Raw genomic sequence first — 25,681 nt, 5'->3', positions numbered from 1 at the left:
ACCATCAGGTCGATGAAAAAGTCGATCATCGCGGGTCCTGCGCCGTCGAATATTCCGGCGACCTAGCCGTTCAATCTGGCGGCGACTCGAAGATCGAAGCTCACGTGTACGCTCAGGTGAACTGGCTGATAGCAGGCCCTGAGGGTTGTCACAGGCGAAGCTCGATACCACGCTGCAGGAGAATTTCTGTGGGTGACATTCCCGTCCGCAGTTCTTCCACCGAGTCGAGCAACGCGTCATGTTCAAGCTGCTGCTGTTCCAGCAGCCGGATCAGCACCAGAATTTCGCCTTCTGTCTCGAGCGCATGCAGACGCTCGGGCTGGTCAAATGCCCAGCGGTCGGCGATGCGCCACGCGACCAGGTGATAGGGGCGACGACGGAGCGCAGACAGCGTCTCTGGCGCGAGGATCTTTGACGCGATTGCCAGCGGTGGCGGGCTACCTTCAATCATGACTTTTCCCCGTGAGCGGTTTGATGTCGAGCGGGCCCAGCTTCTCTCGGGCGACCTGTAACTCCCAGCGCGTCTGCAGACCGAGCCAGAACTCCGGCGTCGTGTCGGGAAATCCAGCGGCAAGCCTTAGTGCCATTTCGGGACTTATCCCAAATCGGCCGTTCAGCAGCTCAGAGAGGCACTTGCGGGTCACACCAAGGGCTTGGGCGGCGGCGGTCACCGACAGCCGAGCCTTTGTGAGCCTAGGGCGCAACTGCTCGCCAGGATGCCGGTAGTCCGATGTCACGTGTTGCTCTCCTATTGATTATCGTAACGTGACACGTTACAAAACGGCCGTCAAGCGGTATAGTGATCGGGCGTTTCCAATCAAGCTGTTTTTCCAACGTCAGAAAAAGCCGGCCAAGTGGAACGCCGGCAACTTGGAACTAGACAATGACCGCCATCGAACTGATTGCAGGCCGGCTCCGCCGAATCGCGGATGGTCGTGGCAAATTATTACGTCGGTTTGGGCTACGTGACGCCGCACTCCCGAAACCGATCCAGCACACGGACGCCGAGGCAGTGCCCGATGCCCTCCGCGAAGGCCCCGCCCCACTCGATGAAAGCTCGTTCGGGCGTAACGGAACGGCAATCGCGATCGGTAGCCGACTGGCACTTCCTGCTCAATCTGCTCGACACACCGCTACCGGCTAATCTCGCCGATCACTATGCATTCGCGGCGCTCGTTTGAAAGCTGCCCGCGCCGCATTATCGTGTTGAACTATAGCATTGACAGGCGAATTTCCTTTATTTTTTATATCACTATCACTTTATGGCACGTCAAACCTCCAAAGACATTGAAGTTGCCAAACTCCGCACCAGAGCATTAATAAAGATTCTTATGCAAGCTGTAGGGTGTGCCAATCCCAACCAATTTGGCGCTTGGATTAACAAAGAGTCTGAAAGATTGGGCTGGCCGGACACACAATCGTCCAAGAAGTGGTACCACCTCATTGATGGAAAATTAAAAAAGCCTCCTGCTGATGCGTTGCGCAAGCTAAGTCAGCTATTTCCTCATGCCGATAAGCTCTATCACGATGGCCCCGCGAATTTGTGGCGAGCGCTTTGGGGGGACGCGCGTGATCCAAACGCCCTCTGGCCGCTCTGCCGTACCCGTTTTTTCGATAACGCCCCTTTGGTAGACGATATCACTTACGAAATCGAAGCGGAATTTTGGAACGAAAGAACATTTCGCGAAACCATTCGCGCGTTTGAAGGAATGTTAATCGCTGCGGTGGCGTGTAAGCTACCCCTAACACTAAATCATTTGACAGAAGCGATTGCGTTATATCGGCTACACCAAGCGATCAATTGTCTAGCAATTTCGGATGTTGACGGGGTTGGTGCATACCGATGCGTTCAACTCTGTTTAAGCGATGTCGAAATAAGATCCCAGTTAAATAGTTTTGATGGATACGATATCGTATGCGACGAGCTCGTTAAGATGGAGGTTTGCCGCCTATCCACGGAGCAATCTTATTTTGAATCCGTCGGCATTCAGAAACATCAAACGATGCCGTACGCAACGGACCCGCTTTCGTGGATCGACAATGACACACGATTGAACAGTTTGAATCTGGGCTGGGACCCAACCGAAGTGCCGCAGGTCAGCGACTCGAGCGAACCGAAGTAGGAAGTTGACACAGGTCCCGCACGTGCAAATCGCAAGCCTTCTGACCATTCAAAGTCGTAAAGTTGTCCACATTCTTGCCCAGTAAGAGAAAGGTAGAAAGAAGGTAGAGGGCAAACAGCGTCCCTCAAAGCCTTTGCCAGCGAGCATCTTGGCAACGCACCAGGAACGCTACCCCGATGAAGCGGAATGCAACCCCGATAGAGCGGAACGCTACCCCGATGCAAGAGGAACGCTACCCCGATGGTTGGCTTCACCGTCGATCCGTATCCACACAGCCTGTTCAATCCCTTTGGTGCTAAGTTCAATGCGCCCCGCGGCTATGATCTCAAGCCGCTCCAGTTCTTTCATGGCAGCAGTCAGCGAGCTTTTGAACTTTCGCATTGGACTGCGGTACTGCATCTTTTCCTTCAACCACACGAGACGAAATCGTTGAATGATGTCGTCTGAGGTTGCCACAAGGCGCTGAAGAGTTTTCGCCATTTCTTGGCCCTGCCGTATTTGCAGGCGTTTTGCCCAATCAATGAAGGCGAATTCGCGATTTTCGTATAGGTAGCGCCACCTCGGATCGACCCGAACTGAGTACTCTTTGCGAACATCGTCGTAGTCAAAACCGTCAACCAAGTGCAGGGCGCCGGAAGTGCCGACGTGCAGCTTCGGTTTGCCATCGTTCGTTGCCTCGATCACGAGCATGGCGAAGGACAGCGCTTTCATCGTGCGATGCAGCCAAGCATACTCATACTTGCCAGTATGGCGCCCAATGGCGCGCAAAAATTGAGCTCGGCAGATGGGAATTGGTTCGCCCAACGGACGCGTTGTTGCCTCGTACATCACCTGCATCCAAACATCGGCCTGCGCTTCATCGAGTTGCTCCCCCCAAAACTTGATGACCGCGTCTTTACGGGTGATTAGAAGACTATCTCGATGCAACGTCTTCGGCCCTCTAGCGACTGGACAGAACAAGCTTGAACGAGCGATATGGTTCGGCATTGCGCGTCTAAGCTCGCCAAGACCCGGGAGAAAAAGTTCTTGGCGTACCTTGGCAGCCGGAACGTCCGTTGTCGCTGCAGTGCGTCGATTCTCTGTCAAGCGTGCAAGGGCAGCATCCGCGGCACCGGGCTGCCTCGCCCGCACCATTGTGAGCGTCATGAATCAACGAGCCGACTGACTCGTCGGCTTGCTGCCGGATAACATTTCCTCGCGGCGTTGCCGCGCGACCTGATCTGTCTTCGTCGGACGCCCACGCCTCCGAGCGGCAATTTTCTCCTCAGGCTCGGCTTCCACGACCACCAAGCTCACGTGTGCGCCGAGCCAATTCTCGACGTCTTCGACCCGCCATAGAAGACGCTTCGTCCCCGGCAGGCGACAGACGGGAGGTAAGGACTGAGGGTTTCGAGTTGCGTCGCTACGAATGCTCGCAACCGATTTGCGGAGGCATTGCGCCAGTTGATCGACCGTGAGTAATGCTTGCATGGACAATGGCCCTTTTGCGCCATGTCACATTCGTGCACACAGCGGCGTTGGTTAGCTGATGCATGCAAGATTGCGTTTTACGGCCGGTCAGATCTCGGTAGAGTTGCGAAGCGTTTTCTACCAATGTGCCGCGCTTGATGTGGAAGACAGTGTGGCGCCACAAATTTGCCACACCGAGTGTGCAAAAACCTGCGCCAGAATGCAAAACAACGCACTACATCGCAAGACGTAGTGCGTTGTTTCTAAACAAAAACTTGGTGGAGAGGAGGAGGATCGAACTCCCGACCTTCGCATTGCGAACGCGACGCTCTCCCAGCTGAGCTACCCCCCCAATGTACAAATTATTCTAGCACAGGCATTTTCCGTTTTGCCAAGCGCCGCCGCGCGCCAAAACATCACTTCGATGGCGCGCCCGCCAGCACCCAATCGACCACCGTGCGGATGTCCGCATCGCTCATCGACTGATGCGCCGGCATCGGAATCATGCCCCATACGCCAGCCCCCCCGTCCTTCACTTTGCGCGACAGCTTTGCCGGCGCTTGCGCATCGCCCTTGTACTTCGTCGCGATCTGCTGGAACGATGGCCCGACCAGCTTGCGGTCCACCGCGTGACATCCCATACACGCATTCGCGTTTGCCACCATCTGGCCGCGCGGCGTATCAGCTGCCTGCGCCGTCGATGCAAAAGCACCGCCCAACACGCCAACCGTCAATACAGCGCCTGCGAAAGCAACGCCCCACTTCATGGCGTCGTCTTCGGATTGCCCGGATGCACCGAGCTCGAATTGCTGACCGGCGCCGGCGCCTGCTGCTCGAGCGGACGAGCGCTCACCGACGAATCCGGAATCGTGCCGACCGTCGGCGCGCTGGCGTCCGGTTGCGATGCAGCCACCGGCGCAGTTGCCGCAGCCGCGGCAGCCGCCGCCGCTTCCTGCGGCTGGATGTACTGGAACACCTTCACGACCTGCGTCACGCCCGGCACGCGGCTCGCCACATCCGCGCCGCGATTGCCTTCGTCCATCGTGACGAGACCCATCAGATACAGCGAGCCACGCTCGGCCACCACCTTGAAGTTGTTCGCCGAAATATTCTTCTCGGCGATCAGTGCGGTCTTCACGCGCGTTTCAAGGTACGTGTCATTGGTGCGCGACGAGAACGAGCTGGCCGGCATGATCGCGAGTTCGTTGACGATCGTGTTCACGTTGTTCAAGCCACGTACGATCGTCTCGGCCCGCTGCTTCGACACCTCGCCCGCCACTTCACCGGTCAGCAGCACGCGCCGGTTGAACACCGTCACGTTCACGTGCGCCGAGTCCGGCAAATTCTGGCTGATCTGCGCGAGCGCCTTCACCTGCAACTCGCGATCCTCGGTCTGCGCGCCGAGCGTGCGCCGGTCGGTCGCCACCAGCGCGCCGCCACCCGCTGCGCCAGCGAGGGCGAGGAAACAACCCTGCAACGTCGCGGACAGTCCCGCCGCGAACCCGACCACCAGCACGGTTCTCACCAGTGTCTTCTTGACGCGGAATACGCTCATCAACTAGCTCTCCTTCGGAATCAGTCTCAATCTTCGCCCAGCAACATGGCATCGATGCCGTCGCACAGACAATGGATGGTCAGCAAATGCACTTCCTGGATACGCGCGGTGCGATCGGACGGCACGCACACATGGATATCGGTGTCGCTCAAGACTTCCTGCATGCGCCCGCCGCCCTTGCCGGTCAGCGCGACCACGATCATTTCCCGCTCGTGCGCGGCTTCGATCGCGGCCAGCACATTGGCTGAATTGCCGGACGTGGTGATCGCCAGCAGCACGTCGCCCGACTGGCCGAGCGCCCAGACCTGCTTCGAGAAAATCTGCTCGAATGAATAGTCGTTGGCAATCGCGGTCAGCACGGACGTGTCCGTGGTCAACGCGATCGCCGGCAAACCCGGACGCTCACGTTCGAATCGGCCGATCAGTTCAGCGGCGAAATGCTGCGCGTCGGCTGCCGAGCCGCCGTTGCCGCACGCAAGAATGCGATTGCCGTTGGCAAGCGCGGTGAACATCGTGTCGACCGCAGCGGCGATCGGCATCGACAGGGTTTCGAGGGCTTCGAGTTTGACTGCCGCGCTGTCGCGGAAGTGTTGTTGAATGCGTTCGACTGACATCGAGTCTCTATTTTGTACCGCGAATGAGCCGCGCCATGCGGCCGTGTTGTGAAGACTGGGGTGCTTTCAGGTGGTGCTCCGCACTGCCCGCGCGGCGCTCATTTCGCTTCCGCGCGATACTCGCTTTGTGCTGACGCGTGATGCCGGCAACCCCGCACGTTCGCGAATACGTCGCAAAACGCGCTGCTTTTCTGCTGGCGCGCGTCGCTCGCGCACCCGCACGCGAGCGCAAGTTTATCGCACTCACACGCGTTCTCCGCGCACCGCGTCAGACTTCGTCGGCGCGAAACGCATCGCGCAGCCACACGAGCCGGCCGGCCTCGAACGCAATCACATCGAAACGGCACGCGGGTTCGTCGCGCGAATACCGGCCGCGGGTCGCCAGATAATGCCGTGCGGCGCGCACAATACGCTGCTTCTTCTGCCACCCGATGCTCGCCGCCGCGCCGCCATAGTGCCGCTGCGCACGCGCGCGAACCTCGACGAACACCAATGCGCCGTCACGTTCGCGCATCACGAGATCGATCTCGCCGCCGCGGCACATCACATTGCGCGCGACGAACCGCAGACGCTGCCGCTGCAGAAACTCCAGCGCACGCGCCTCGAAAGCGGCGCCGACGAGTTTGGACCGGGCAGGTCCCAAAAAGTTGTGCGCGCTGACGGGCAAGCTCGCCGGCGCGCGCGCCGCGGCGCTCTTCAATACGTTCATTGGCGTGCCGTTCGGTGCGGTCACCGCTCTGCCCGTCGGCGTGCTCATTGGTGTGCTCATTGGCGTGCTCATTGGTGTGCTCTTTGGTGTGCTCTTTGGTGTGCCCTTTGGTGTGCCCTTTGATGTGCCCTTTGATGTGCCCTTTGGTGTGCCCTTTAATGTGCCCTTTGGTGTGCCCTTTGGTGTGCTCTCTGTCCGGTTCATCGTTACGCCCTTCGGCACGCTCACCGCCGTGGCGCCGGCGGCATGTCGCGCCGTCCGCGCGCCGCCCGGCTCGCGCGCCGCTGCGTGGCACAATGGCGGCCTCGTTCTGTCTGTCTGCGTCTTCTGTCTCATGACTCCTCTCTTCGAACTCGCGCAAGGGCAACAGTACCCCACTGCCGCGCTGTATGTGGTGGCCACGCCGATCGGCAATATCGCCGACATCACCCTGCGCGCGTTGCATGTGCTCGGACTCGCGGACCGCATCGCCGCCGAAGACACCCGCAACACCGGCCAGCTGCTCGCGCGCTACGGCATCTCGAAGCCGCTCGTCGCGGTTCATCAGCACAACGAGCGGGCCGCGGCGCTGCGCCTGATCGAACATCTGCGAGCGGGCGAACGCGTGGCATACGTGTCCGATGCGGGCACGCCGGGCATCTCCGACCCCGGAGCAAAACTGGTCGACGCGGTTCGCGAAGCGGGCTTCCCGGTGATTCCGCTACCCGGCGCAAGCGCGCTCGCCACCGCGTTGAGCGCGGCCGGCGACTGGGTCGCGACGTTCTCGTTCCTCGGCTTCCTGCCGCCGAAAGCAAAACAACGCGCGACAACGCTGCAAACGCTCGCGACGCATCCGCACGCCATGGTGTTCTACGAAGCGCCGCACCGGATCGTCGAGACGGTGCAGGCACTGGCCGACTCGTTCGGCGGCGAGCGCAAGCTGTTGATCGCGCGGGAATTGACGAAGTTACATGAAGCGCTGCATCGCGGCACCCTGGCCGAAGGGCCAGCGTGGCTCGCCGCCGATCCGAACCGGCAACGCGGTGAATTTGTGCTGGTGGTGGAAGGCGCGCAGGCGGAAGCCGCCGGCGAGCAGGATCACGACGCGTTGCTGGGCATCCTGCTGGAAGAGCTGACGGTGAGCAGCGCGGCGAAAGTCGCTGCGGCCATCACCGGGGCGTCGCGCAACACGCTGTACACGCGCGCGTTGGCGCTGAAGAAGGACGAGTAAAAAACAAAGGGCCGCGCGAGGCGGCCCTTTGACTGAATCTTGCAGCACGGCAAGCGGGCGGTGCCGCTTGCTCGCCGGCGTTACGGCTGCGCCTGAAACACGCCTGCCGCCATCAGCTTATTTCTCGGCGCTCGAACCCGAGTTCGACGCCAGTATTTCGTTACGTGCAGCCCTTGCTTCCTGCCGCGTCAACCCTTCGATCTTGACCCGCGCGGTGCCGGCATGGCGCATGTCGAGCACGTTCGCGGCGGCCATCGACAGGTCGATCACCCGGCCGCGCGCGTACGGACCACGGTCGTTGATACGCACGACGACCGAGCGCGAGGTGGCCGGATTGGTCACACGCACAAACGAGCCGAGCGGCAGCGTACGATGCGCCGCGGTCAGCGCGTGCATGTCGTAACGTTCGCCGTTGGCGGTGCGGCGGCCATGAAAGCCGCGGCCGTACCAGGAAGCGCGGCCGGTCTGATGGAAGTCCGAAATGCTGGGACCGTCGTCCGTCAGCGGCTGCGCGTCGGCTAACGATAAGCCTTTGGCGGCGTCATTGGATGCCGGAGCGCCACCGAAGGCTTGCGGCCCAAACGAGCCCGCCTGCGCATTCTTCGTGCCGAGCGGCATGCCGCTTGCGGACGTGCTGCTGGCGCCCGGAGGCGTCGCGCAGCCGACCAGCACAAAAAAGGCGAACAGACTCCCGAGACCGCGGGTTAACCGAGTTTTCATAAGACGTGCAATCACATTGTCGAGCCGCATCACGCGAAAAATTGAGCGTGTTGCCTGCGACTCCGGCGGCAAGGGACGACAGCGCGCCGCGCAGACGAGCGCAGTACGCAGAAGCCCGGATGCGGCTCACACAGCCGCTACCGCACGGTTAATTTTCACGTCTGGCGCAACCTGTCCCCGGCAGCCTGACCAGACCCCACATGCCGCCATCGAACGTGGCAAACACGTTCTTGCGCGCGGAACTCAGCGTGCAGGAACGGCGGCGTAGGCCCCACCCAGCGTCACGGAGGTTAGGTCCGTTGCAGGCGCGCGGCGCCTGGCTGGGTAAGACGTGTGCATCGAATGCATCGATACTGGATTGCCGTCGGTAAAGCGCGACGGCACATACTTGAGTGGCAATTCTCGTGCCCATTTTTGATGGGGACGCATCACCTTGTGGCGGCACGGTGACCCGTGCACTGGAGGGCATTATACCAAAAAGAAATTTCTGAGATGGCAAGCGACTGAAAACCTTGATGATTTTTCACTATCGTTGCAAAAATGGGCAAGCGACGGCCCGCTGCAACAAGGTCTCGGCGCCCCCGGCGAGGGTAGGCGAGACGCCGGTACAATCAACGTTTTTCCAGCGGCGCCGTCATCCATGAAAGTCACCTTGATCCCCGTCACGCCGTTCCAGCAGAACAGTTCGCTGCTCGTTTGCGAGGCGACCGGACGCGCGGCCGTCGTCGATCCGGGCGGCGACCTCGATGTCATTCAGGGCGAAGTAGCGCGCCAGAACGTGACGGTCGAAAAAGTTTTCCTGACGCATGGGCATATCGATCACTGCGCGGGCGCGAAGACGCTTGCCGCGCACTACGGCGTGCCGATCGAAGGTCCGCATCCCGACGAGCGCTTCTGGCTCGACAAGCTGCCGGATCAAAGTACGCGCTTCGGCTTTCCAGCCGCAGAGGCGTTTGAGCCGGACCGTTGGCTGCAAGATGGCGACACCGTGCAATTCGGCGACGAAACCCTCGAGGCCTATCACTGCCCCGGCCATACGCCGGGACACGTGGTGTTCTTCAGCCGCAAACATCGGCTCGCGCTGGTGGGCGACGTGCTGTTCGCCGGGTCGATCGGCCGCACGGATTTTCCGCGCGGCAATCACGCCGATCTGGTGCGCTCGATCCGCGAGAAACTCTGGCCGCTCGGCGACGACGTCACCTTCGTGCCGGGTCACGGCCCCACCTCGACGTTCGGCGCCGAGCGCCGCTCCAATCCATACGTCGCGGACGGAGTAGAAGCATGAGCAGCGAAATCTATGTGAGCACCGACGTCGAAGCGGACGGCCCGATTCCCGGCCCGCATTCGATGCTCAGTTTCGCCTCCGCTGCCTATACCGAAGACAAGCAGCTGATCGCCACTTTCTCGGCGAATCTCGAATTGCTCGAAGGCGCCGCGCCGCATCCGGTGCAAGCCGCGTGGTGGAAGACGCAGCCCGATGCGTGGGAAGCCTGCCGCAAGGATTTGCAGCAGCCGGAAGCCGCACTGAACGCCTACGTCGAATGGGTTGAAGCGTTGCCGGGCAAACCGGTGTTCGTGGCGATGCCGGCGGGTTTCGACTTCACCTATATGTTCTGGTACATGATGCGCTTTGCCGGCCGTTGCCCGTTTTCCTGGTCGGCGCTCGACATCAAGACGCTGGCCTTCGCGATGACCGGCTTGCCGTATCGCAAGAGCATCAAACCGCGCTTTCCGAAACACTGGTTCGACGATCATCCGCACACGCACGTCGCGCTCGACGACGCGATCGAACAGGGCGCACTCTTCTGCAACATGCTCAAGGAGTTGCGAGCCACTCAGGCGAGTGTCGCAGCCGGTAAAGATGGGGACGACTCAGGGCAAAACACCGCTGAGGAACCGGTAAATTAGGTAATCTCCCTCGCCGAAGCCGTTTTGCATTGCGTTTCGTTTTCGAGCCCTCTACCATGCGTTGATACGGCGACGCAAACGGAGGCGCAGTTGACACTCGATACGTTCTCTCAAAAAATCCTGCGCCTGCTGCAACTCGACGCACGCCGCTCCGTGCAAGAGATTTCCGACCAGGTCGGCCTGTCGAGCACGCCATGCTGGCGGCGTATCAAGGACATGGAGCAATCGGGAGTGATCCAGCGCTACACGGCGCTGCTCGATCGCGAAAAGCTCGGGCTGCACGTCTGCGCGCTCGCACATATTCATCTGACACGGCACACCGAAGGCGGCGTCGAACAGTTCGAGCGGGAAATCGCCACCTGCCCGGAAGTCACCGAGTGCTACAGCACGACCGGCGAAGCCGATTACATCCTCAAGATCGTGGCGCCGGACATCAAGGCGTACGACAGCTTTCTGCACGAACGCATCTTCAAGATTCCGGCTGTTGCGCAGGTGCGTACGAGCGTCGTGCTCCGCGAGATCAAATTCGATACGCAATTGCCGCTGTGACACCGTGACGCCGAAGCTGGCGCGAGCTTTTCGCGCCCCACATCATGGCGGCGCGTTCAGGGGGCGTGGTGCGGCTCGGCGAGCCCGCCGCGTACCTTCGCCTCGCCCGCCCCGGCTTCCTTCGCGGAGCCTGTTTCAGCCGGCGCCGTATCCAATGCCCGCACCACATCGAGCTTGCGTGCGCCCAAGCGGCGCTTGAGCGCAGCCAGGTCGACGCGCGTGAGATTCTGCGCGTCGCTCTCGACGGCGCGCGAACCGGCGGCCGGCAAGGTCACTTCGACATCCAGCCCCGTACTCAGATAGTGGATATTGACCGCCGCAGCCTTTATACCGCCCTCGGCCAGCGCCGCATCGACTTCGGCGACTACCCGCTCACGCGTCGGCAGGTTGACCGGTGGCCGTGCGAGCGCATCGTTTTCGGGGTCGACATGGATGAGCGCGTCGAGCACGCGGTTGTCGGTCAACACGTGCAAGCGCGCCGACTCCGCGATGTAATGCCCTTCCGAAACCGAAATCAGCGGATCGACCAGAATGTGCGCGTCGACGAGCGCGAAATCGCCCATCTTGCGCGTACGCAGTTCGTGCACATCGCGCACGCCGGGGGTGGATAGCAACAGCTTGCGCATGTCGGCGGCCGCGGCTTCGTCGAGCGCGCGGTCCGACAGATCCTGCAGCGCGTCCCAGCCGAACGTCCACCCCATGCGCGCCACCATGAAGCCGACAATCGCCGCGGCGATCGGATCGAGCAGGCGCACGCCCGCGAGGCTACCCATAATGCCGATCGCCACCACCAGCGACGACGCCGCATCCGAACGCGCATGCCATGCGTTCGCAATCAGCATTGCCGAACGCACGCGCTGCGCTTCGCGCAACATGTAGCGAAACAGACTTTCTTTGGAAATCAACACGAGAACGGCGACTGCGAGCGCGCTCATATGCACGGCGGGAATGCTCTGCAAATCGGCAAGACGCGTACCGGCGCGCCATAACATGCCGACGCCTACCGCAATCAGCAGTCCGCCCAAAAATAATGAAGCGACGGTTTCATAGCGGCTGTGTCCGTAATTGTGACCGGCATCCGGCTTCGCGCCGCTGTGCCGATTGGCGACCAGTACGACAAAATCGGAAATCAGATCGGCAAGCGAATGGACACCGTCGGCGACCAGCGCCTGAGAATGCGCAAACACGCCGATGACGATTTGCAGCGCCATCAACATCGTATTCAGCGCAATACTGACAAAGGTGCTTTTGCGCGCAACGCGATGTTTCTCGGCGGACTGGACGGCGGTAGCGGAAGGCATCTGAAGCAGCGAGAAAAGGTTCAATGGCTGCATTCTACCCGGATCATCTCGAAATAGTTCCATCCAGACATTAAATTTCCCTTTTAAATCAGATGCTTATCTAAACGAAAAGCATTCGCGTTCCAATCGGATGGAGCACGTGTGACAAATGCATGTCAATTCGCCGGCGCAATAAAAAAAACCGCGCCCTGGACGGTGCGCGGTTTTCTTGTCAGCAGCGGTGCTGTAATGGCGCCACTGGTGTACTGCATTACTTCTGGATCAAAAACTTCTCACGATCGAGGCCTGCGATCCAGCGCGGCGGCTTGCCACGGCCGGACCACGTGCTGCCGCTGTCCGGGTCGCGATATTTCGGCGCAACGCCCGCGCGCGGACGACCGGCGGCTTTAGCGCCCTTGGCAGCGCGGCCGCCGCCGAGCTCGCTCAGCGTAATGCCGTAGTCGGCCATTTTCTGCTTGATCTCATTCAACACTTCCGCGTATTCACGCGACTTCGCTTCTTCGATCTGCTTTTCGAGCTTCTCGCGCTGGGCGAGTAGTTCCTTGTAGGAAGACATAGGTTCCCTTATGGTTTGGATAAATGACTGCCAGTCTTAAGCCAGCTTGCCCTTTGAAAGTGATCATGCCTCGGAATTTGATGGCGAGATTAACACAAAATAGAAAGACTGCAAAAGTCGCTTCGTAAAATTAATCCTATTTCGTTTCAAAAAATTTCCATCGACCGCCGCGTTACGCACAGTCTTTCAAATGGCTGGTTTCGTGTTTTGCTGAAAAACCGTAGCGAGGCATCAGTAATTATGAGATTAATTATCAAAAAATGAAAATTAAGATGGATATTTCGTACCAACATTTCACGGCATGAAAGCTTTAACATGAAGCCGTGTCACATATTGCGGTAGATGTCTCCGTCGTTATTGCGATATACGTGTTTTCCCCGAGCGGCAATCAAAGCAATCAAGCTTGATTCGCGTGGCGCTGGATGCAAACTTCGAGCGCGGCGTGCAAGGTTTCAGTATCGCGTATGGCGTCGTCGAAAATGAAACGGGTGCGAACGCCGTCGTGTTTCAGATCGACGCCGTATCGATCGACGCCAAGCAACTGGAGTTCGGCGGCATGCGCCGAATGCCGGGTGAAGTACTCGATCAACGCGCGCTCTTCATCGAAGCCGAGCGGCGCAAGCGGATCGAGTTCGGCGCCGTCGAGCCATCCCATCGAGCCGAAGCCGCCGATATAGCGCAGCCGCTCGATCTTCATCGCCCAGAACGTGAAGTCGCCGAGAACCAGGTAGCGTTCGGCGTCCGGGTGATAGCGCAGATAGCGGTCCACGACCTCGGGCGTCGAGTCGACCGGTTCGAAGGTGCCGAGCAAGGTAACGCGCTGGCTGCTCAGCACGTCGCCATCGGGCGCGTCGACGGCCAGAAAACCGGCGCGCGGGTCGGCGTGCAGATTGTGCGTATGCTCGGCGAGCCGGCTCACGAGAATCGTCGGACGGTGCCGCGAATCCGGCGCGAATGGCAGCACCGACGGGTAGGGAAAGCCTTGCGGCTGGCGCGCATGGGTCGCAAGCGTGCCGACAGCAGCGGTATGCAGCAGATGCAGCGGAGCGTGGGCGGGAATGTTCAAGTGCGCGTCCCTCAATGGATGACCGGCAAGATAACCGGCACACGGGTTGGGGGCGCACGTCTCTCATTTCACGCCGCCCCGAATAATCGTAAATACTAGATCACCGCGCTCCGGGCAGGAGACGGCACGCTTCGATAGAATCGGAAATTCGCTTTCAACGCGCTTTCTTCCGGCGTTCTCTCCCTCGACGAGATTTCAGTGCCCGACCGCTCTTCCGAATTCGCCACCCTCCCCGCCGCTCACCGCGACCTTTCCGGCACCGCGCGCCAGCGCGCCCGTTTTGCCACCATGGCGGTGTTTTTCATTGCCGGGATGATGTACGCATCGTGGGGGGTACATGTGCCCACCGTGCGCGACCGCTTCCATCTGAACGCGGCGCTGCTGTCGTTCGCGCTGCTGGCTGTGGCGGGCGGCTCGATCGGCGCGATGGCGGCGAACGCTTCGTGGATCGCGCGCGTCGGCACGCGCCGCGCCTGTCTTACGGGCGGCCTCGTCATGACGGTGTGCGCGGCGCTGATTCTGGTCGTGCCCGCTTACTGGCTGTTGCTGATCGTGCTGGCCATCTTCGGCGCGGGCATGGCCACACTCGACGTCGCGATGAATGCGGAAGCCAGCGCCGTCGAGAAGGCGCTCGGCAAGCCGATCATGTCGTCGCTGCACGGCATGTTCAGCGTCGGCGGGATGTTTGGCGCGGCGGTCGGCGGCGCGTTGCTGTCGCGCGGTATGGCGCCGGCGGTGCACCTTGCACTGGCCGCGGCGGTCAGCGCGCTGGTGCTGATCGCGGCTTGTCCTTCCGTGCTGCCGCATGTGCCGCACGCCGATCATCCGGATGCCGCCACGCCGCGCGCCAACCGCTGGCGCTCGCCCGCGTTGTGGGCGCTCGGCGCGATGGCGCTGGTTGCGCTGATCGCCGAAGGCGCCATGTACGACTGGGCGACCGTCTACATGCGCGACGTCGTGCTGGCGACGCCGGCGCTCGCCAGCGCGGCCTACGCGGCGTTCTCGGGCGGCATGGCGGCGGCGCGTTTCGCCGGGGACGCGGTGCGCGCCCGCTTCGGCGCGCCGCAACTGGTGATGGCGAGCGCGTCGCTCGCGTTTGCGGGGATGGTCGGCGCGCTGCTGCTGCCGAACGCGGCAGCCGCGCTGATCGGCTTCACGCTGATGGGCCTCGGGCTCGCCAACATGATGCCGGTGCTGTTCGCGGCGGCGGCAAGCGTCAAAGGAATTCATGCCGCCGAAGGACTCGCGCACGTCGCGGGGCTGGCGTACTTCGGCCTCCTGCTCGGCCCGGTGATCATCGGCGCGGTGACGCAGATGACCAGTTTGTCGATCGGGTTGTCGGTGGTCGCGGTGTGCTCGGCGCTGATCGCGGTTGCCGGTCCGAAACTGCTGCGTCGTTTGAAAATCTGATGCGGGATCGCGCTGTCGCTGCATCGGCGGACGTAACGGCACACGAAAACCCATTCACCAGCGTCGAAGGGGGGCGGCGAGCCGGGCAACCGGCTCGCCGTTTTTTTAACGCCGCGACAAAGCCGCCGACGCGCCGCGCGAATCCCTCACAGATCGTGATACGTATCGTAATTGCGCGAGAAATCGTTCCGCTGCAGAAAGTTGGTGAAAGTCATCGTCACCGACGCGTCGAGTCCTTCGACGTAATGCCACCAGCCGATCGGCAAAAACAGCAATTCGCCCGGCGCCAGCGTGCATTCGATCAGCTGCGCATTGCGCATCGACGGGAAACGCGCGTAATCGATCGCACTGCCGTCCGCTTGCGAATAACAGTGCAGATAATTGGCCATATGCGGCGTATCGGACAGCGGAACCAGTTTGATATGTTTGCGGCCGATCACCTGCGCCATGAAGTTATTGGTCAGATCATGGTGAAACGGCGTTCTGGTGCCCGCCGGTCCAAACCAGAAGAATCCGGTATCGGGCGACCCGGCATCGAGATATTCGCGAATGGTCGGCACATCTGACCATAACGCGGCCAGCGCCGCGCGATTGTGCGACGTGTTATTGGCCGTCATATAGAAATCGTTGGTCGAGCCGCTGCGCTCGACGAGATCGACATAATCGGCAAAGCGCATCATCCGCTTGAGCTTCGGCTGATTGATTTCATAGTTCGCATCCGACTCGCGGCCGAACTGCACCTCGACTTCGCAATCGCCGCAACACGAGCGAAAGTAATCGAAATTCCATTGGGTGCGAGCCGGCCAGAAATCGAAGGCGCCGGTGATGATGACCGGCCGGTTCTGAAAGTAGTACTGCTCAAAGAATTCATCGCGCGATAGACGCTCGCGCCGTTCGACCGTATCGCTGTGAGCGCGCAAACGGCTCAGCGTGCTGTACACGGACAACATCCAGTCGCGCTTGCGCAAACGATTGCGCAAGCGCGTGGCGCCCTGCAAATAGGGACTCGCGAGTGCGGCCTCGATTTCGCGCGCGGCTTCGGCCGCGTCGAAACCATGTTCAATCAGCACGCCATGGAGCGCCGACGGCGGTGCATCGAGCAGCAGATTCTCGGCAATCCAGCGGCGCCAGCCGTCATCGATCGAGCGGATCTCAGAGCTCACGTCATTCTCCCAGGCGGCATACAGCGGCATTCGTCAGACCGTCAGCGTCTCATGCGTCAAACCGTCAGCGTCTCATGCGTCCGGCCAAAAGAAAAGGCACGCGAGCCATGCGGCGCGCGTGCCTTCGAACCACTTGACCGGCGACACGCAAAGCTGTCGCCGAACACGCAGTTTTACATCTTCACAACGTCAAGCAGCGTCTTCTTGCCCGACTTGTAGTTGTACAGCGAGATCACGCCGTGCTGAAGGTCGCCCTTCGAGTCGAACGTGGTTTCACCGATCACACCCTTGTAGTCGGTCGTCGGCATGGCTGCCAGGATCTTCGCCGGATCGGTCGAGCTCGAACGCTTCATTGCGTCGACGACGATGTACACGGCGTCATACGTGAACGGAGCGTAGATCTGGATCGGCTGACCGAAACGCTTCTGATACTTGGCGAGGAACGCCGCGCCGCCAGCCATCTTCTCGAGCGCCATACCGGCTTCCGAGCAGACGATGTTGTCGGTTGCGTCGCCGGCCAGGTCCGACAGCTTGTCGGTACACACGCCGTCGCCTGCCAGCACCTTCGCGCGCAGGCCGAGCTGCTTGGCTTGCTTGGCGAACGGGCCGCCGGTGGCGTCCATGCCGCCGTACATGATCGCGTCCGGGTTTTCACCCTTGATCTTCGTCAGAATCGCGCGGAAGTCGACAGCCTTGTCGTTGGTCGCGTCATGCGACATCACGTTCAGGCCCAACGACTTCGCGGTCTTTTCGAATTCGTTCGCCAGACCCTGGCCGTAAGCGGTCGAGTCGTCGACGATCGCGACGCTCTTCACTTTCATGGACTTGGATGCGTAGTTAGCCAGTGCCGGGCCCTGTTGCGCATCGGTCGCCACAACGCGGTACGTCGTCTTGAAGCCCTGTTGCGTGTAAGCCGGGTTAGTCGCCGACGGCGAGATCTGCACGATGCCTGCATCGCTGTAGATCTTCGAAGCCGGAATCGACGTGCCCGAGTTCAAGTGACCGACCACTGCAACGACCTTATCGTCGACCAGTTTCTGGGCGACTTGAGTTGCCGTACGCGGGTCAGCCGCATCGTCTTGTGCGTCGAGTTGCAGCGTGATTTTCTGGCCACCGATCGTCAGGCCCTTGGCGTTGATTTCCTCAACCGCCAGGCGCGCACCGTTTTCGTTGTCTTTCCCCAGGTGAGCGATACCACCAGTCAGCGGTGCCACGTGACCGATCTTGACGACAGTGTCGGCCGCGGCCGTTGTTGCCAACGTCGCGAACAGCATCGCCGCAGCGCTGATCGGCAACAGCTTTTGAATCTTGATGTTCATGTAAGTCTCCAGTTTCGGTCCCAAAAACAACGTAATCGCCCTGTGCCCCCGCGTCCCTACACGTGTCGCTCAGTCCCGTGGACGACCACGCCGGTTGCATCGTTCATGCACTTGGCCAGCACGTCCGCCAACCTGTTTGTGGCAGGCGGCAAACCGTACTTGCGCGCAAGTGTAGGCCATCAAATTAATTTGTGGGACTTTTTTGAGAAAGTGGGATGAACACTAATAGCGTTTATCCAACAGGCGCCCGTTCCGACCGGGCAGACAGGCTGGAAAGCACCAGCCCATGCGGGTTTCCGCTATATGATGGGTTCGTCTGACGGCACGGCCTAAAGGTTTTAGCGTGTTAAACCGTTAATGTTTCAAATAGGCTTTGTGCGTAAAAAGCAGGCGCATTGCGGGCAGGCGCAAGAGGCGTACGAACCGCGTACGACCTGCGTTCGAACCGCGCCTGAACCGCGCTGAATCAGCGTTTGAGCGCCGCGATCCGCGCCGCCGCCGCAAGCCACTCCTGGTCGAGTTGCTCGACCAGTTCGGCGGCGCCCAGACCTTCGCGGCGCTTGCGGCCAAGCGGTGTACCCTGGCCCGACCAGAGCGACAGATAGTCTGCGTTTTCCGCACGGCTCGCGGTTTGACGCAGTTCCTGTGTCAAAGCGTTTTGCACCGGATACGGCGCGATCTTTTGCGCTGATTCGGTCAAGCGCTGCATCAGCGGATTGCGTATGCCGCGCGCATGGCGGCCGGTGATGGCGCGCGTGACGCTGGTCGCGGTGTCGGGCATCGAGCGCAAACGGTCTTTCCATGCCGGCGAGATCGCACTCTCCGCACATGTGATGAACGCACTGCCCATCATCGCCGCCTGAGCGCCCAGCGCCAGCGCGGCGGCCACGCCGCGTCCGTCCATGATGCCGCCCGCCGCCAGCACCGGCAGGCCGGTCGCATCGGCAAGCTGCGGCACGAGCGCCATGGTGCCGATCAGCGCGTCTTCGAACGCGCCGATGAAGGTGCCGCGATGCCCGCCGGCTTCCGCGCCTTGCGCGACGATCGCGTCGGCCCCTGCGTCGCGCCATGCCTGCCCTTCGGCGACATGCGTCGCGGTGCCTATTACATATAGACCCGCCGCGTGCAAACGCGCGACATCGTCTTTGGAGAGCAGCCCGAACGTGAAGCTGGCCACCGGCACGCGCAATTCGATCAGCGTATCGAGTTGCGCGCGGAAGTCGGGCGCGTAGCGTTCGAGTGGGCGGCCCGGCGCCAAACCGAGCTCCGCCCGTAACGGATCGATCGCCTCGAGCGCGCGGCGCACGGTCGCCTCGTCGGGCGTAGCGGTCTCCAGCACGAACAGATTGACGCCGAACGGACGATCCGTCAGCGCGCGAATCGCCGCCACTTCGCTTGCGATCTTCTCGGGCTGCAACGCCGCACCGGCCAGAAATCCGAGCGCGCCCGCATTCGACACCGCCGCCACCATCGCCGGCGTGGTCGCGCCGCCGACCATCGGCGCCTGCACAACCGGCACCCGCATCCTGAAACGTTCAGCAAACGGCGTCACAAAACTGCCTTCACTCATGATCGATTCCTTTTCCCACAAGACCCTCGCAGCACAGGCGAGCAGATACGCCTGACTGTACCCAGCCGCGCTGCAACGGAAAAATGAATTATCGAGAATGTTTCAATCGTCTTACGAGATTGCCGCGCTGCGTGGCTCGCTGTCAGGCCCCGCGGAGCCTCGCTGCACGGCGTTTCTTTTGATGGCAAACTGAGCGCCCGCTTCAGGCACTCGAGCCTTTGGCATTCAATCAGACCGGCCTCGCACAGCGAGCGGTGCGCAGGTCAATGGAGAGCAACATGAGCACGACTTCCCGATGGATCGATATCCCCGCCGGCAACGACAGCTTCGGCGGCTATCTGGCGCTGCCCAAGGGCGGCAAGGGACCGGCCGTCATCATCATCCAGGAGATCTTCGGCGTGAACAGCCACATCCGCTCGGTCGCGGATCAGTATGCGCAAGACGGCTACATCGCACTCGCGCCGGACATCTTCTGGCGCACGCAGCCGCGCGTCGAACTGACCTATGAGGGCGCCGACCGCAATAAGGGCATCGAGTTGCTGCAGAAGACCAACGTCGACCTGGCGGTCGCGGATATCGGCGCGGCCGCCGCGGCGCTGCGCGCGATGCCGGAAGTGACCGGCAAGATCGCCGCGATCGGTTTCTGCTTCGGCGGCCAGCTCGCCTATCTGGCGGCAGCGCAAGGCTCGCTCGACGGTGCGGTCGCCTATTACGGCGGCGGCATCCAGAACAAGCTCGACCAGGCCGCGAAGATCAAAGTGCCGATGCAATTCCACTACGGCGAACTCGACGCGCATATTCCGCTGTCGGCGGTGGGCCAGATCCAGGAGCGCTTCGCGGGTCGCACGGATGCGGAATTCAACATCTATCCGAACGCCGATCACGGCTTCAACTGCTCGGACCGCGCGTCGTACAACCAGCATGCGGCAGCGCTGGCGCACGGCCGCACGCTGACCTTCCTCGGCGAACGTCTGTAACTCGCGGATTTAACTCGCGGGCTATAACCCGCGGGCTATAACCCGGTTACTCTCTCGAAAGACGGCGCGCATCCGGTGCGCCGTCTTCCCCAGTACGCTGGCATGAATCGGGAACGACGGCACATCCGGCGCAGCAGTTCATCACGCCGCCATGCAATCGGCACGGTTCCAACACTCGATAGCGAGGGCTCATCCGTCGTGCATTCAGACTATCTCGCCTATGACGCCATCGGCCTCGCCGAACTGGTTCGCACCCGCGAAGCAAGCGCGCGTGAATTGCTGGATATCGCGATCTCACGCACCGAGGCCGTCAATCCCGCGATCAATGCGATTGTCCTGAAGGACTACGACGCGGCGCGTCAACGCGCATCGCGCGACGACGCGAACAGGGCGAATGGCGCGCATAGCGCGGATCGCAGGGCCGACGGAATCGGGCAAGGCGCGCTCGCAGGCGTGCCCTTTCTGATCAAGGATCTGGGCGCATCGGTCGCCGGGCTGCGCATGGCGATGGGCAGCCGTCACTATCGCCACTTCATTCCCACCGAGGACGCGCCGGTCGTCGTGCTCGCCAAAGCGGCCGGGCTCAACATCTTCGCCAAGACCAGCACGTCTGAACTCGGTCAGATGCCTTATACGGAGCCCGAACTGTTCGGCGCGTGCCGCAATCCGTGGAATCTCGACCACACGCCAGGCGGCTCCAGCGGCGGCGCGGCGGCGGCGGTCGCCGCGGGCATCGTGCCGCTCGCGCATGCGTCCGACGGCGGCGGTTCGATCCGTATTCCCGCTTCGTGCTGCGGACTGTTCGGCCTCAAGCCGTCGCGCGGACGGGTGCCGCGCGCGACGCCGACCGCCGCCGTTGGCGAACTCGGCATCGACCACGCGGTATCGCGCAGCGTGCGCGACAGCGCATTGCTGCTCGATTTGCTCGGCGGCAACGCGGACCGGCCGGCCGGCGCGCCGGGCACCTTCCTGGGCGCCGCGCGCGAGCCATGCAAGCCGCTGAACATCGCGTACGTCACCGAACCGATGCTCGCGCCGTCGTTATCCGCCGACGCGCGCGCCGCACTCGAGGACGCCGCGCAACTCGCGAGTTCGCTGGGTCATAACATCGAGCCGGTCTCGCTCGGCATCGATTTCGCGGCAGTCCGGCATGCGTTCCTGACGATCTGGTCGGTAACCGCCGAAGACCTGGTGCTGAACGCCAATCGCATCACCGGCCGCAAACCGCTGCGCACGGAGTTCGAAATTTCGACGTGGGCGATGGCGCACGTCGGCCGCAAGCTGGGTGAACGCGGACTGCCCGCCGCGCTGGAAGAACAGCGCCGCATCACCGAACGGCTCACCGGTCTGCTGAGCCGCTACGACGTGATTCTGTGCGCGACGCTCGCCGCCGCGCCGATCAAGATCGGCGAAATGCAGCCCACCTCCGTGGAGCGCATGCAGATGCGCGCCATCACCGCGATGCCGCTCGAACCGCTGATGAAGAAGATGCTCACCGAAGCGTCGAACAAAGCGTTCGCGTGGGCCGGCTGCACGGAAGTGTTCAATCTCAGCGGCCAGCCGGCGATGTCGATGCCGCTTTACTGGAATGCGCGCGGACTGCCGGTCGGCGTGCAGTTCGCCGCGCGTGACGGCGGCGAAGCAACCCTGCTGCGCCTTGCCGCGCAACTCGAAGCGGCGCGGCCGTGGTTCGACAAGCGGCCGCCGTTGATGCAGGCGCGCAGCTAGAGAGGGCGCCGTCGAAAAGCCGCCGCTAAAAGCTCCCTTCAGGCAGGCTTGCGCCGCGCGTCGAGATCCGCGTGGCGCTTGCCGGGGATGCAGGCCACTGCGACGATCGACAGCGCCAGTCCGCCCATCACGTAGTAAGTCGGTGCGAGCGGCGAACCGGTCGTGTTGATGAGCCACGTCACAATGAAAGGCCCAAAGCCGCCGAACAGCATCACCGCGATGTTGTACGCGAGCGATAAGCCAATCGAGCGCACGTTCGCTGGAAACAGTTCGGCGATCAACGCGCCGAACGGACCGTAGTAGCCGGACAGCGTGATCGACAGAAGCGCCTGCACGAGAATCAGTTTCGACACGGTCGGCTCCGCCGCGAGCCACGCGAACAGCGGGTAAATGATCACGAGCGTCAGCACCAGCGACCACAGCGAAAGCCCCTTGCGCCCGATCCTGTCGGACCATGCGCCGGTCAGCGGCGAGAGCACGGTCAACAGCAGGTTGCCGACGATCACCGCGTAAAAAGACTGCGCGTAGGGCAGCTTCAGTTGCTTGACCGCGAAAGTCGGCAGATAGCTGATCAGCACATAGATCGTCACGGTGAGCGCGATCACCGCGCCGAGTCCACACAGAATCTCGCGGCTATGGCTGCTGAACACTTCGCGCAGCGTCGCGCGGCGCGCGGTTTTTTGCGCATGCAGAAACGCTTCCGAATCGGCGAGATTCCGGCGGATGTAGAAGCCGATCGGCCCAATGATCAAGCCGAAAATGAACGGTACACGCCAGCCCCACGATTTCAGCGTTTCGGGCGGCAAGCCGCGTGTGATCAACGCGCCCGCCACCGCGCCGAGCAGCAGTGCCGCAGCCTGGCTCGCCATCTGCCAGCTGCCGTAAAAGCCGCGTTTCGAGAACGGCGCGGCTTCGATCAGCAACGCCGTCGAACTGCCGAATTCGCCGCCGGCGGAAAAGCCTTGCAGCAGACGCCCGAGCACGATCATCAAAGGCGCGCCAATGCCGATGGCCGAGTATGGCGGCGCGATCGCCAGCAGCAGAATGCCGAGCGTCATCAGCGCGATAACGAGCGACAACGCCGCTTTGCGTCCCGCGCGATCCGCATAGAGTCCGAGTACGATGCCGCCGAGCGGCCGCATGAAGAACGCGACGCCGAAGGTCGCGGTGGTGAGCAGCAACGATGAATAATCGTTGCCCACCGGGAAGAACAACTGGGCAATCACCACCGTCATGAAACCGAACACGGTGAAGTCGTACCACTCGAGCGCATTGCCGATCACGGCCGCCGCGACTGCCCGTGTATTGAGGCTCCTTGACGCTAGTGCCATTCGAATCTCCAGCCTGCGAAAGGTGTCCCGCGGTGCGTCGCGTGTGCGTGAGCGTATGAGAGAAAAACTGTGCTCGCCCACGCAATCGCATTGGAGTGTAAAGAGCGCGCAAGCTGTTTTCAAGCAACAAAAAGGCGTCTGTCGCGGGTTGCGGCAGACGCCTCGATGATCGAACTGCAATCCGAACTTCAATCGCGCGCCGGCATGTTGCGGCGCACTTACCGCGACACTTAACGTATACGCGGCCCGGACGCTATCAGGCCTTCTTGTTATATGCGCTGCACCAACCCTTGACCGCGACCTGCTTGCCGGGGAACATCGGACAGCCGGCGTAGGCGTCGGTGGGCTTGCCTTGATAGAAGCTGCAATTGCCGCAGTCCTGGCCTGGCGCGTACTTCGCGAACTTGGCCTTGTCGACTTTGCTGGCGTCTTCCTTGTAGCCGAGCGCTTGCGCGGTCGGATCGGATTCGGCGACCTTCGGCGCGTCGGCAAAAGCCTGGCGCGACAGTACAAAGCTGGATGCAACACCGATGCTGGTGATCAAAAACGTACGACGGGATGATTTCATGGGGACTCTCTCCATTTATATTGAACTGATCGCCGTTCTGATGACAGCGGTTCCCAAGGATAGCAATGAAGCCGCCGCGCGTGACGACTCAAATGATAGAGATAACCGAATTAGTACTGCGCGCGCCCGCCTATCGGGCGCGGCGTGCCGGATAGGCGCGCGGATGCCAATGCCTGATGAAAACCCGGGGTGGAGACTCGGGTGGAAACTCGCGTGGCAAGCTCGGGAGGCCTGCTCAGGTGGCCAGGCTCGGGTGGCCAGCTATCACGCGCGGCCGCTCAGTTCGCAGACGCGCTGCGCAATCGCCAACGACGCCGTCAACCCTGGCGACTCGATGCCGAACAGGTTGACGAGCCCGCGTACGCCATGCGCGGCCGGACCCTGGATCACGAAGTCCGCGGCCGGCTCGCCCGGGCCGGACAGCTTCGGACGGATTCCCGCATAGGCCGGTTGCAACGCGCCGTCCGGCAGCGCGGGCCAGTACGCGCGGATCGCCGCATAGAACGACTCCGCGCGGTGCGGATCGACATCGTAATTGATCGCATCGACCCATTCGACGTCGGGACCGAAACGCGTCTGCCCGCCGAGGTCGATCGTCAGATGCACGCCCAGGCCGGCTTCGTTCGGCATGGGGTAGATCAGACGGCTGAACGGTGCGCGGCCCGAAATGCTGAAGTAATTACCGCGCGCGAGATAGAGCGGCGGCACATGGCGCGCATCGAGCCCGCGAATCTTGCGGGCCAGCGCGTTCGCGTGCAAACCGGCGCTGTTGACGACGCAGGCAGCGCTGATGGTGGTCGGCGCACCGCCGCCCACCTTGATGACGAAGCGGCCGTTGCTCGCCTCGATCGCTTCGACCGGCGCGTGGAAGGCGCACACCGCGCCGTTGCGTTCCGCGTCGCCCTGAATCGCCAGCATCAGCTGATGACTGTCCACAATGCCGGTCTGCGGCGAAAACACCGCCTCGACACATTCGAGCGCCGGCTCGAGCGCCTGCGCCTGGTCGCCGGTGATCCGCATCAGGTCGAGCACACCGTTCTCGCGGCCCTTCGCCATGATGCTTTCAAGCTGCGGAATCTGATTGCGCGAAGTCGCGACCAGCAGCTTGCCGCAGCGGGAATGCGGCACGTTGTGCTCGGCGCAATAGTCGTACAGCATCTCGCGGCCGCGCACGCACAACGCCGCTTTCAGCGAGCCACGCGGATAGTAGATTCCCGCGTGAATCACTTCGCTATTGCGCGAGCTGGTGCCCACGCCGATCGCTTCGGCCGCTTCCAGCACGATCACTTCGCGCCCGCGCGCCGCCAGGGCGCGCGCCACGGCGAGGCCGACCACACCCGCGCCGATCACTACACATTCGATTTGATCCATATCCCTTGACGCGGCCGACTCCACCGCGCACTGCCTCGTTCACCCGATAAAGATGAAGACAGGATGCGGCTACCGAGTGCCGCACACCGCTCGCTGTCGAATGCACCTGCCCACACCTCAAAATTGTACGACGCTGCACAGACACAAATGCCCGCAGTCGAAAACGGCTGCGGGCATTCGGTCTTGAGCGGGTCTTGAGCATGTGGGCCGGACAGAATCAGTGTACGCCGTCCACAGTCGCCGCGCTCGATTCTTCATGCTCGCGATGGGCGCGCCGCGCCGCTCGCGCCTCGCTCCGCGTGCTGACGCCTTGACGCGACGCGCCCGCCACGTCGGCCTGCCCGTTTGCGCGCTTCGGCATCAACGCGCAATTGGAAACAATTGCCACGACATTCACCCTGTTTTGAGTATGTATTCCGTGAATTGAGGCAATAAAAGGCCGCCCGATGGCAGCCCGGATGCTTGAAACAGGCCAAAAAACATC

General features: G+C 61.7%; 27 protein-coding genes and 1 tRNA gene. 9 read left to right on the top strand and 19 right to left on the bottom strand.

Annotated elements, in window-relative coordinates; translation table 11 throughout:
• Positions 1-148: 148 nt before the first annotated feature.
• Both AC07WT_RS01030 and AC07WT_RS01025 read right to left on the bottom strand, forming a co-directional pair.
• A complete protein-coding gene (locus AC07WT_RS01030; RefSeq protein ID WP_494945737.1) occupies positions 149-451 on the bottom strand; it encodes a hypothetical protein in 303 nt (100 codons plus the stop codon).
• Positions 444-737 (bottom strand): HigA family addiction module antitoxin, encoded by a 294-nt coding sequence (locus AC07WT_RS01025; RefSeq protein WP_494945736.1) that lies wholly within the window; start codon positions 735-737, stop codon positions 444-446. Before AC07WT_RS01025 ends, AC07WT_RS01030 begins: the two co-directional genes overlap by 8 nt.
• Positions 738-1,049: 312 nt before the next feature.
• Between AC07WT_RS01025 and AC07WT_RS01020 the strand changes: the two genes are divergently transcribed.
• Both AC07WT_RS01020 and AC07WT_RS01015 read left to right on the top strand, forming a co-directional pair.
• Positions 1,050-1,181, top strand: coding sequence for a hypothetical protein (locus AC07WT_RS01020; protein WP_494945735.1), 132 nt, complete (start codon positions 1,050-1,052; stop codon positions 1,179-1,181).
• Positions 1,182-1,262: 81 nt separating this feature from the next.
• Positions 1,263-2,123, top strand: coding sequence for a hypothetical protein (locus tag AC07WT_RS01015; protein ID WP_494945734.1), 861 nt, complete (start codon positions 1,263-1,265; stop codon positions 2,121-2,123).
• 210 nt (positions 2,124-2,333) lie between these two features.
• Here the strand turns inward: AC07WT_RS01015 and AC07WT_RS01010 are convergent, their stop codons facing one another.
• The 6 genes from AC07WT_RS01010 to AC07WT_RS00985 form a co-directional block, all read right to left on the bottom strand.
• Positions 2,334-3,110 (bottom strand): plasmid-related transcriptional repressor protein, encoded by a 777-nt coding sequence (locus AC07WT_RS01010; protein ID WP_494945733.1) that lies wholly within the window; start codon positions 3,108-3,110, stop codon positions 2,334-2,336.
• Positions 3,111-3,848: 738 nt separating this feature from the next.
• A tRNA-Ala gene (locus tag AC07WT_RS01005) sits at positions 3,849-3,924 on the bottom strand.
• 64 nt (positions 3,925-3,988) lie between these two features.
• Positions 3,989-4,339, bottom strand: coding sequence for a c-type cytochrome (locus tag AC07WT_RS01000; protein ID WP_494945732.1), 351 nt, complete (start codon positions 4,337-4,339; stop codon positions 3,989-3,991).
• The gene (locus AC07WT_RS00995) at positions 4,336-5,127 is read right to left on the bottom strand and encodes a BON domain-containing protein (RefSeq protein ID WP_492595364.1); all 792 of its coding nucleotides are present in this window, start codon (positions 5,125-5,127) and stop codon (positions 4,336-4,338) included. The genes AC07WT_RS01000 and AC07WT_RS00995 overlap by 4 nt, the downstream gene beginning before the upstream one ends.
• 26 nt (positions 5,128-5,153) lie before the next feature.
• Positions 5,154-5,741 (bottom strand): phosphoheptose isomerase, encoded by a 588-nt coding sequence (locus tag AC07WT_RS00990; RefSeq protein WP_494945731.1) that lies wholly within the window; start codon positions 5,739-5,741, stop codon positions 5,154-5,156.
• Positions 5,742-6,009: 268 nt separating this feature from the next.
• Positions 6,010-6,450, bottom strand: coding sequence for a YraN family protein (locus tag AC07WT_RS00985; protein WP_494948359.1), 441 nt, complete (start codon positions 6,448-6,450; stop codon positions 6,010-6,012).
• Between the two features lie 334 nt (positions 6,451-6,784).
• On the opposite strand from AC07WT_RS00985, the gene rsmI reads away from it, so the two are divergent.
• The gene (gene rsmI, locus AC07WT_RS00980) at positions 6,785-7,660 is read left to right on the top strand and encodes a 16S rRNA (cytidine(1402)-2'-O)-methyltransferase (RefSeq protein ID WP_494945730.1); all 876 of its coding nucleotides are present in this window, start codon (positions 6,785-6,787) and stop codon (positions 7,658-7,660) included.
• Between the two features lie 117 nt (positions 7,661-7,777).
• Here rsmI and AC07WT_RS00975 read toward each other — a convergent pair whose 3' ends face one another.
• Positions 7,778-8,380 (bottom strand): septal ring lytic transglycosylase RlpA family protein, encoded by a 603-nt coding sequence (locus AC07WT_RS00975; RefSeq protein WP_494945729.1) that lies wholly within the window; start codon positions 8,378-8,380, stop codon positions 7,778-7,780.
• A gap of 640 nt (positions 8,381-9,020) precedes the next feature.
• Here AC07WT_RS00975 and AC07WT_RS00970 point away from each other — a divergent pair.
• The 3 genes from AC07WT_RS00970 (at position 9,021) to AC07WT_RS00960 (ending at position 10,837) form a co-directional block, all read left to right on the top strand.
• A complete protein-coding gene (locus tag AC07WT_RS00970; protein ID WP_494945728.1) occupies positions 9,021-9,665 on the top strand; it encodes an MBL fold metallo-hydrolase in 645 nt (214 codons plus the stop codon).
• Positions 9,662-10,288 carry a 3'-5' exonuclease family protein gene (locus AC07WT_RS00965; protein WP_494945727.1) on the top strand — a complete coding sequence of 209 codons (627 nt, stop codon included), beginning with the start codon at positions 9,662-9,664 and terminating at the stop codon, positions 10,286-10,288. The genes AC07WT_RS00970 and AC07WT_RS00965 overlap by 4 nt, the downstream gene beginning before the upstream one ends.
• Positions 10,289-10,378: 90 nt before the next feature.
• The gene (locus tag AC07WT_RS00960; protein ID WP_085228732.1) at positions 10,379-10,837 is read left to right on the top strand and encodes an Lrp/AsnC family transcriptional regulator; all 459 of its coding nucleotides are present in this window, start codon (positions 10,379-10,381) and stop codon (positions 10,835-10,837) included.
• A gap of 56 nt (positions 10,838-10,893) precedes the next feature.
• Here AC07WT_RS00960 and AC07WT_RS00955 read toward each other — a convergent pair whose 3' ends face one another.
• The 3 genes from AC07WT_RS00955 to AC07WT_RS00945 all read right to left on the bottom strand — a co-directional run bounded on the left by AC07WT_RS00955 (position 10,894) and on the right by AC07WT_RS00945 (position 13,760).
• Positions 10,894-12,138, bottom strand: coding sequence for a cation diffusion facilitator family transporter (locus AC07WT_RS00955; RefSeq protein ID WP_494948358.1), 1,245 nt, complete (start codon positions 12,136-12,138; stop codon positions 10,894-10,896).
• A gap of 250 nt (positions 12,139-12,388) precedes the next feature.
• Positions 12,389-12,694: an H-NS histone family protein gene (locus tag AC07WT_RS00950; protein WP_494945726.1), complete on the bottom strand. Its 306-nt coding sequence runs from the start codon at positions 12,692-12,694 to the stop codon at positions 12,389-12,391.
• Between the two features lie 397 nt (positions 12,695-13,091).
• The gene (locus AC07WT_RS00945; RefSeq protein WP_494945725.1) at positions 13,092-13,760 is read right to left on the bottom strand and encodes a HugZ family pyridoxamine 5'-phosphate oxidase; all 669 of its coding nucleotides are present in this window, start codon (positions 13,758-13,760) and stop codon (positions 13,092-13,094) included.
• Between the two features lie 198 nt (positions 13,761-13,958).
• Here AC07WT_RS00945 and AC07WT_RS00940 point away from each other — a divergent pair, with 198 nt between their 5' ends.
• Positions 13,959-15,170: an MFS transporter gene (locus AC07WT_RS00940; RefSeq protein WP_494945724.1), complete on the top strand. Its 1,212-nt coding sequence runs from the start codon at positions 13,959-13,961 to the stop codon at positions 15,168-15,170.
• Between the two features lie 146 nt (positions 15,171-15,316).
• Here the strand turns inward: AC07WT_RS00940 and AC07WT_RS00935 are convergent, their stop codons facing one another.
• The 3 genes from AC07WT_RS00935 to AC07WT_RS00925 form a co-directional block, all read right to left on the bottom strand.
• Positions 15,317-16,363 (bottom strand): cupin-like domain-containing protein, encoded by a 1,047-nt coding sequence (locus AC07WT_RS00935; RefSeq protein ID WP_494945723.1) that lies wholly within the window; start codon positions 16,361-16,363, stop codon positions 15,317-15,319.
• Between the two features lie 143 nt (positions 16,364-16,506).
• The gene (locus AC07WT_RS00930; RefSeq protein WP_492595354.1) at positions 16,507-17,652 is read right to left on the bottom strand and encodes a branched-chain amino acid ABC transporter substrate-binding protein; all 1,146 of its coding nucleotides are present in this window, start codon (positions 17,650-17,652) and stop codon (positions 16,507-16,509) included.
• Positions 17,653-18,118: 466 nt separating this feature from the next.
• Positions 18,119-19,222, bottom strand: a complete 1,104-nt coding sequence (locus AC07WT_RS00925; protein ID WP_494945722.1) for an NAD(P)H-dependent flavin oxidoreductase — start codon at positions 19,220-19,222, stop codon at positions 18,119-18,121.
• A 278-nt stretch (positions 19,223-19,500) separates the two neighbouring features.
• Here AC07WT_RS00925 and AC07WT_RS00920 point away from each other — a divergent pair, with 278 nt between their 5' ends.
• Together AC07WT_RS00920 and AC07WT_RS00915 are read left to right on the top strand one after the other, a co-directional pair.
• Positions 19,501-20,199: a dienelactone hydrolase family protein gene (locus tag AC07WT_RS00920; protein WP_492595352.1), complete on the top strand. Its 699-nt coding sequence runs from the start codon at positions 19,501-19,503 to the stop codon at positions 20,197-20,199.
• A 198-nt stretch (positions 20,200-20,397) separates the two neighbouring features.
• The gene (locus AC07WT_RS00915) at positions 20,398-21,927 is read left to right on the top strand and encodes an amidase (protein ID WP_494945721.1); all 1,530 of its coding nucleotides are present in this window, start codon (positions 20,398-20,400) and stop codon (positions 21,925-21,927) included.
• A gap of 38 nt (positions 21,928-21,965) precedes the next feature.
• Here AC07WT_RS00915 and AC07WT_RS00910 read toward each other — a convergent pair whose 3' ends face one another.
• The 4 genes from AC07WT_RS00910 to AC07WT_RS00895 all read right to left on the bottom strand — a co-directional run bounded on the left by AC07WT_RS00910 (position 21,966) and on the right by AC07WT_RS00895 (position 25,585).
• A complete protein-coding gene (locus tag AC07WT_RS00910; protein ID WP_494945720.1) occupies positions 21,966-23,258 on the bottom strand; it encodes an MFS transporter in 1,293 nt (430 codons plus the stop codon).
• 256 nt (positions 23,259-23,514) lie between these two features.
• Entirely contained in the window at positions 23,515-23,826 is a 312-nt protein-coding gene (locus AC07WT_RS00905; protein WP_494945719.1) for a high-potential iron-sulfur protein, read from the bottom strand.
• Positions 23,827-24,090: 264 nt separating this feature from the next.
• Positions 24,091-25,197 (bottom strand): NAD(P)/FAD-dependent oxidoreductase, encoded by a 1,107-nt coding sequence (locus AC07WT_RS00900; protein ID WP_494945718.1) that lies wholly within the window; start codon positions 25,195-25,197, stop codon positions 24,091-24,093.
• Positions 25,198-25,414: 217 nt separating this feature from the next.
• Complete coding sequence (locus tag AC07WT_RS00895) at positions 25,415-25,585, bottom strand: hypothetical protein (protein ID WP_492595347.1); 171 nt, start codon at positions 25,583-25,585, stop codon at positions 25,415-25,417.
• Positions 25,586-25,681: the final 96 nt, after the last annotated feature.

This window comes from Paraburkholderia sp. GW821-FHT02A12, assembly GCF_059422005.1.
The sequence above is the reverse complement of the archived record's forward strand: the minus strand, read 5'-3'. Positions and strand labels throughout refer to the sequence as shown.

Coding starts and splice junctions, on each gene's coding strand:
- AC07WT_RS01030 (WP_494945737.1), bottom strand. CDS start 451: ATGATTGAAGGTAGCCCGCCACCGCTGGCAATCGCGTCAAAGATCCTC.
- AC07WT_RS01020 (WP_494945735.1), top strand. CDS start 1,050: ATGAAAGCTCGTTCGGGCGTAACGGAACGGCAATCGCGATCGGTAGCC.
- AC07WT_RS01015 (WP_494945734.1), top strand. CDS start 1,263: ATGGCACGTCAAACCTCCAAAGACATTGAAGTTGCCAAACTCCGCACC.
- AC07WT_RS01010 (WP_494945733.1), bottom strand. CDS start 3,110: ATGCCGAACCATATCGCTCGTTCAAGCTTGTTCTGTCCAGTCGCTAGA.
- AC07WT_RS01000 (WP_494945732.1), bottom strand. CDS start 4,339: ATGAAGTGGGGCGTTGCTTTCGCAGGCGCTGTATTGACGGTTGGCGTG.
- AC07WT_RS00995 (WP_492595364.1), bottom strand. CDS start 5,127: ATGAGCGTATTCCGCGTCAAGAAGACACTGGTGAGAACCGTGCTGGTG.
- AC07WT_RS00990 (WP_494945731.1), bottom strand. CDS start 5,741: ATGTCAGTCGAACGCATTCAACAACACTTCCGCGACAGCGCGGCAGTC.
- AC07WT_RS00985 (WP_494948359.1), bottom strand. CDS start 6,450: ATGAACGTATTGAAGAGCGCCGCGGCGCGCGCGCCGGCGAGCTTGCCC.
- rsmI (WP_494945730.1), top strand. CDS start 6,785: ATGACTCCTCTCTTCGAACTCGCGCAAGGGCAACAGTACCCCACTGCC.
- AC07WT_RS00975 (WP_494945729.1), bottom strand. CDS start 8,380: ATGAAAACTCGGTTAACCCGCGGTCTCGGGAGTCTGTTCGCCTTTTTT.
- AC07WT_RS00970 (WP_494945728.1), top strand. CDS start 9,021: ATGAAAGTCACCTTGATCCCCGTCACGCCGTTCCAGCAGAACAGTTCG.
- AC07WT_RS00965 (WP_494945727.1), top strand. CDS start 9,662: ATGAGCAGCGAAATCTATGTGAGCACCGACGTCGAAGCGGACGGCCCG.
- AC07WT_RS00955 (WP_494948358.1), bottom strand. CDS start 12,138: ATGCCTTCCGCTACCGCCGTCCAGTCCGCCGAGAAACATCGCGTTGCG.
- AC07WT_RS00950 (WP_494945726.1), bottom strand. CDS start 12,694: ATGTCTTCCTACAAGGAACTACTCGCCCAGCGCGAGAAGCTCGAAAAG.
- AC07WT_RS00935 (WP_494945723.1), bottom strand. CDS start 16,363: ATGCCGCTGTATGCCGCCTGGGAGAATGACGTGAGCTCTGAGATCCGC.
- AC07WT_RS00930 (WP_492595354.1), bottom strand. CDS start 17,652: ATGAACATCAAGATTCAAAAGCTGTTGCCGATCAGCGCTGCGGCGATG.
- AC07WT_RS00925 (WP_494945722.1), bottom strand. CDS start 19,222: ATGAGTGAAGGCAGTTTTGTGACGCCGTTTGCTGAACGTTTCAGGATG.
- AC07WT_RS00920 (WP_492595352.1), top strand. CDS start 19,501: ATGAGCACGACTTCCCGATGGATCGATATCCCCGCCGGCAACGACAGC.
- AC07WT_RS00910 (WP_494945720.1), bottom strand. CDS start 23,258: ATGGCACTAGCGTCAAGGAGCCTCAATACACGGGCAGTCGCGGCGGCC.
- AC07WT_RS00905 (WP_494945719.1), bottom strand. CDS start 23,826: ATGAAATCATCCCGTCGTACGTTTTTGATCACCAGCATCGGTGTTGCA.
- AC07WT_RS00900 (WP_494945718.1), bottom strand. CDS start 25,197: ATGGATCAAATCGAATGTGTAGTGATCGGCGCGGGTGTGGTCGGCCTC.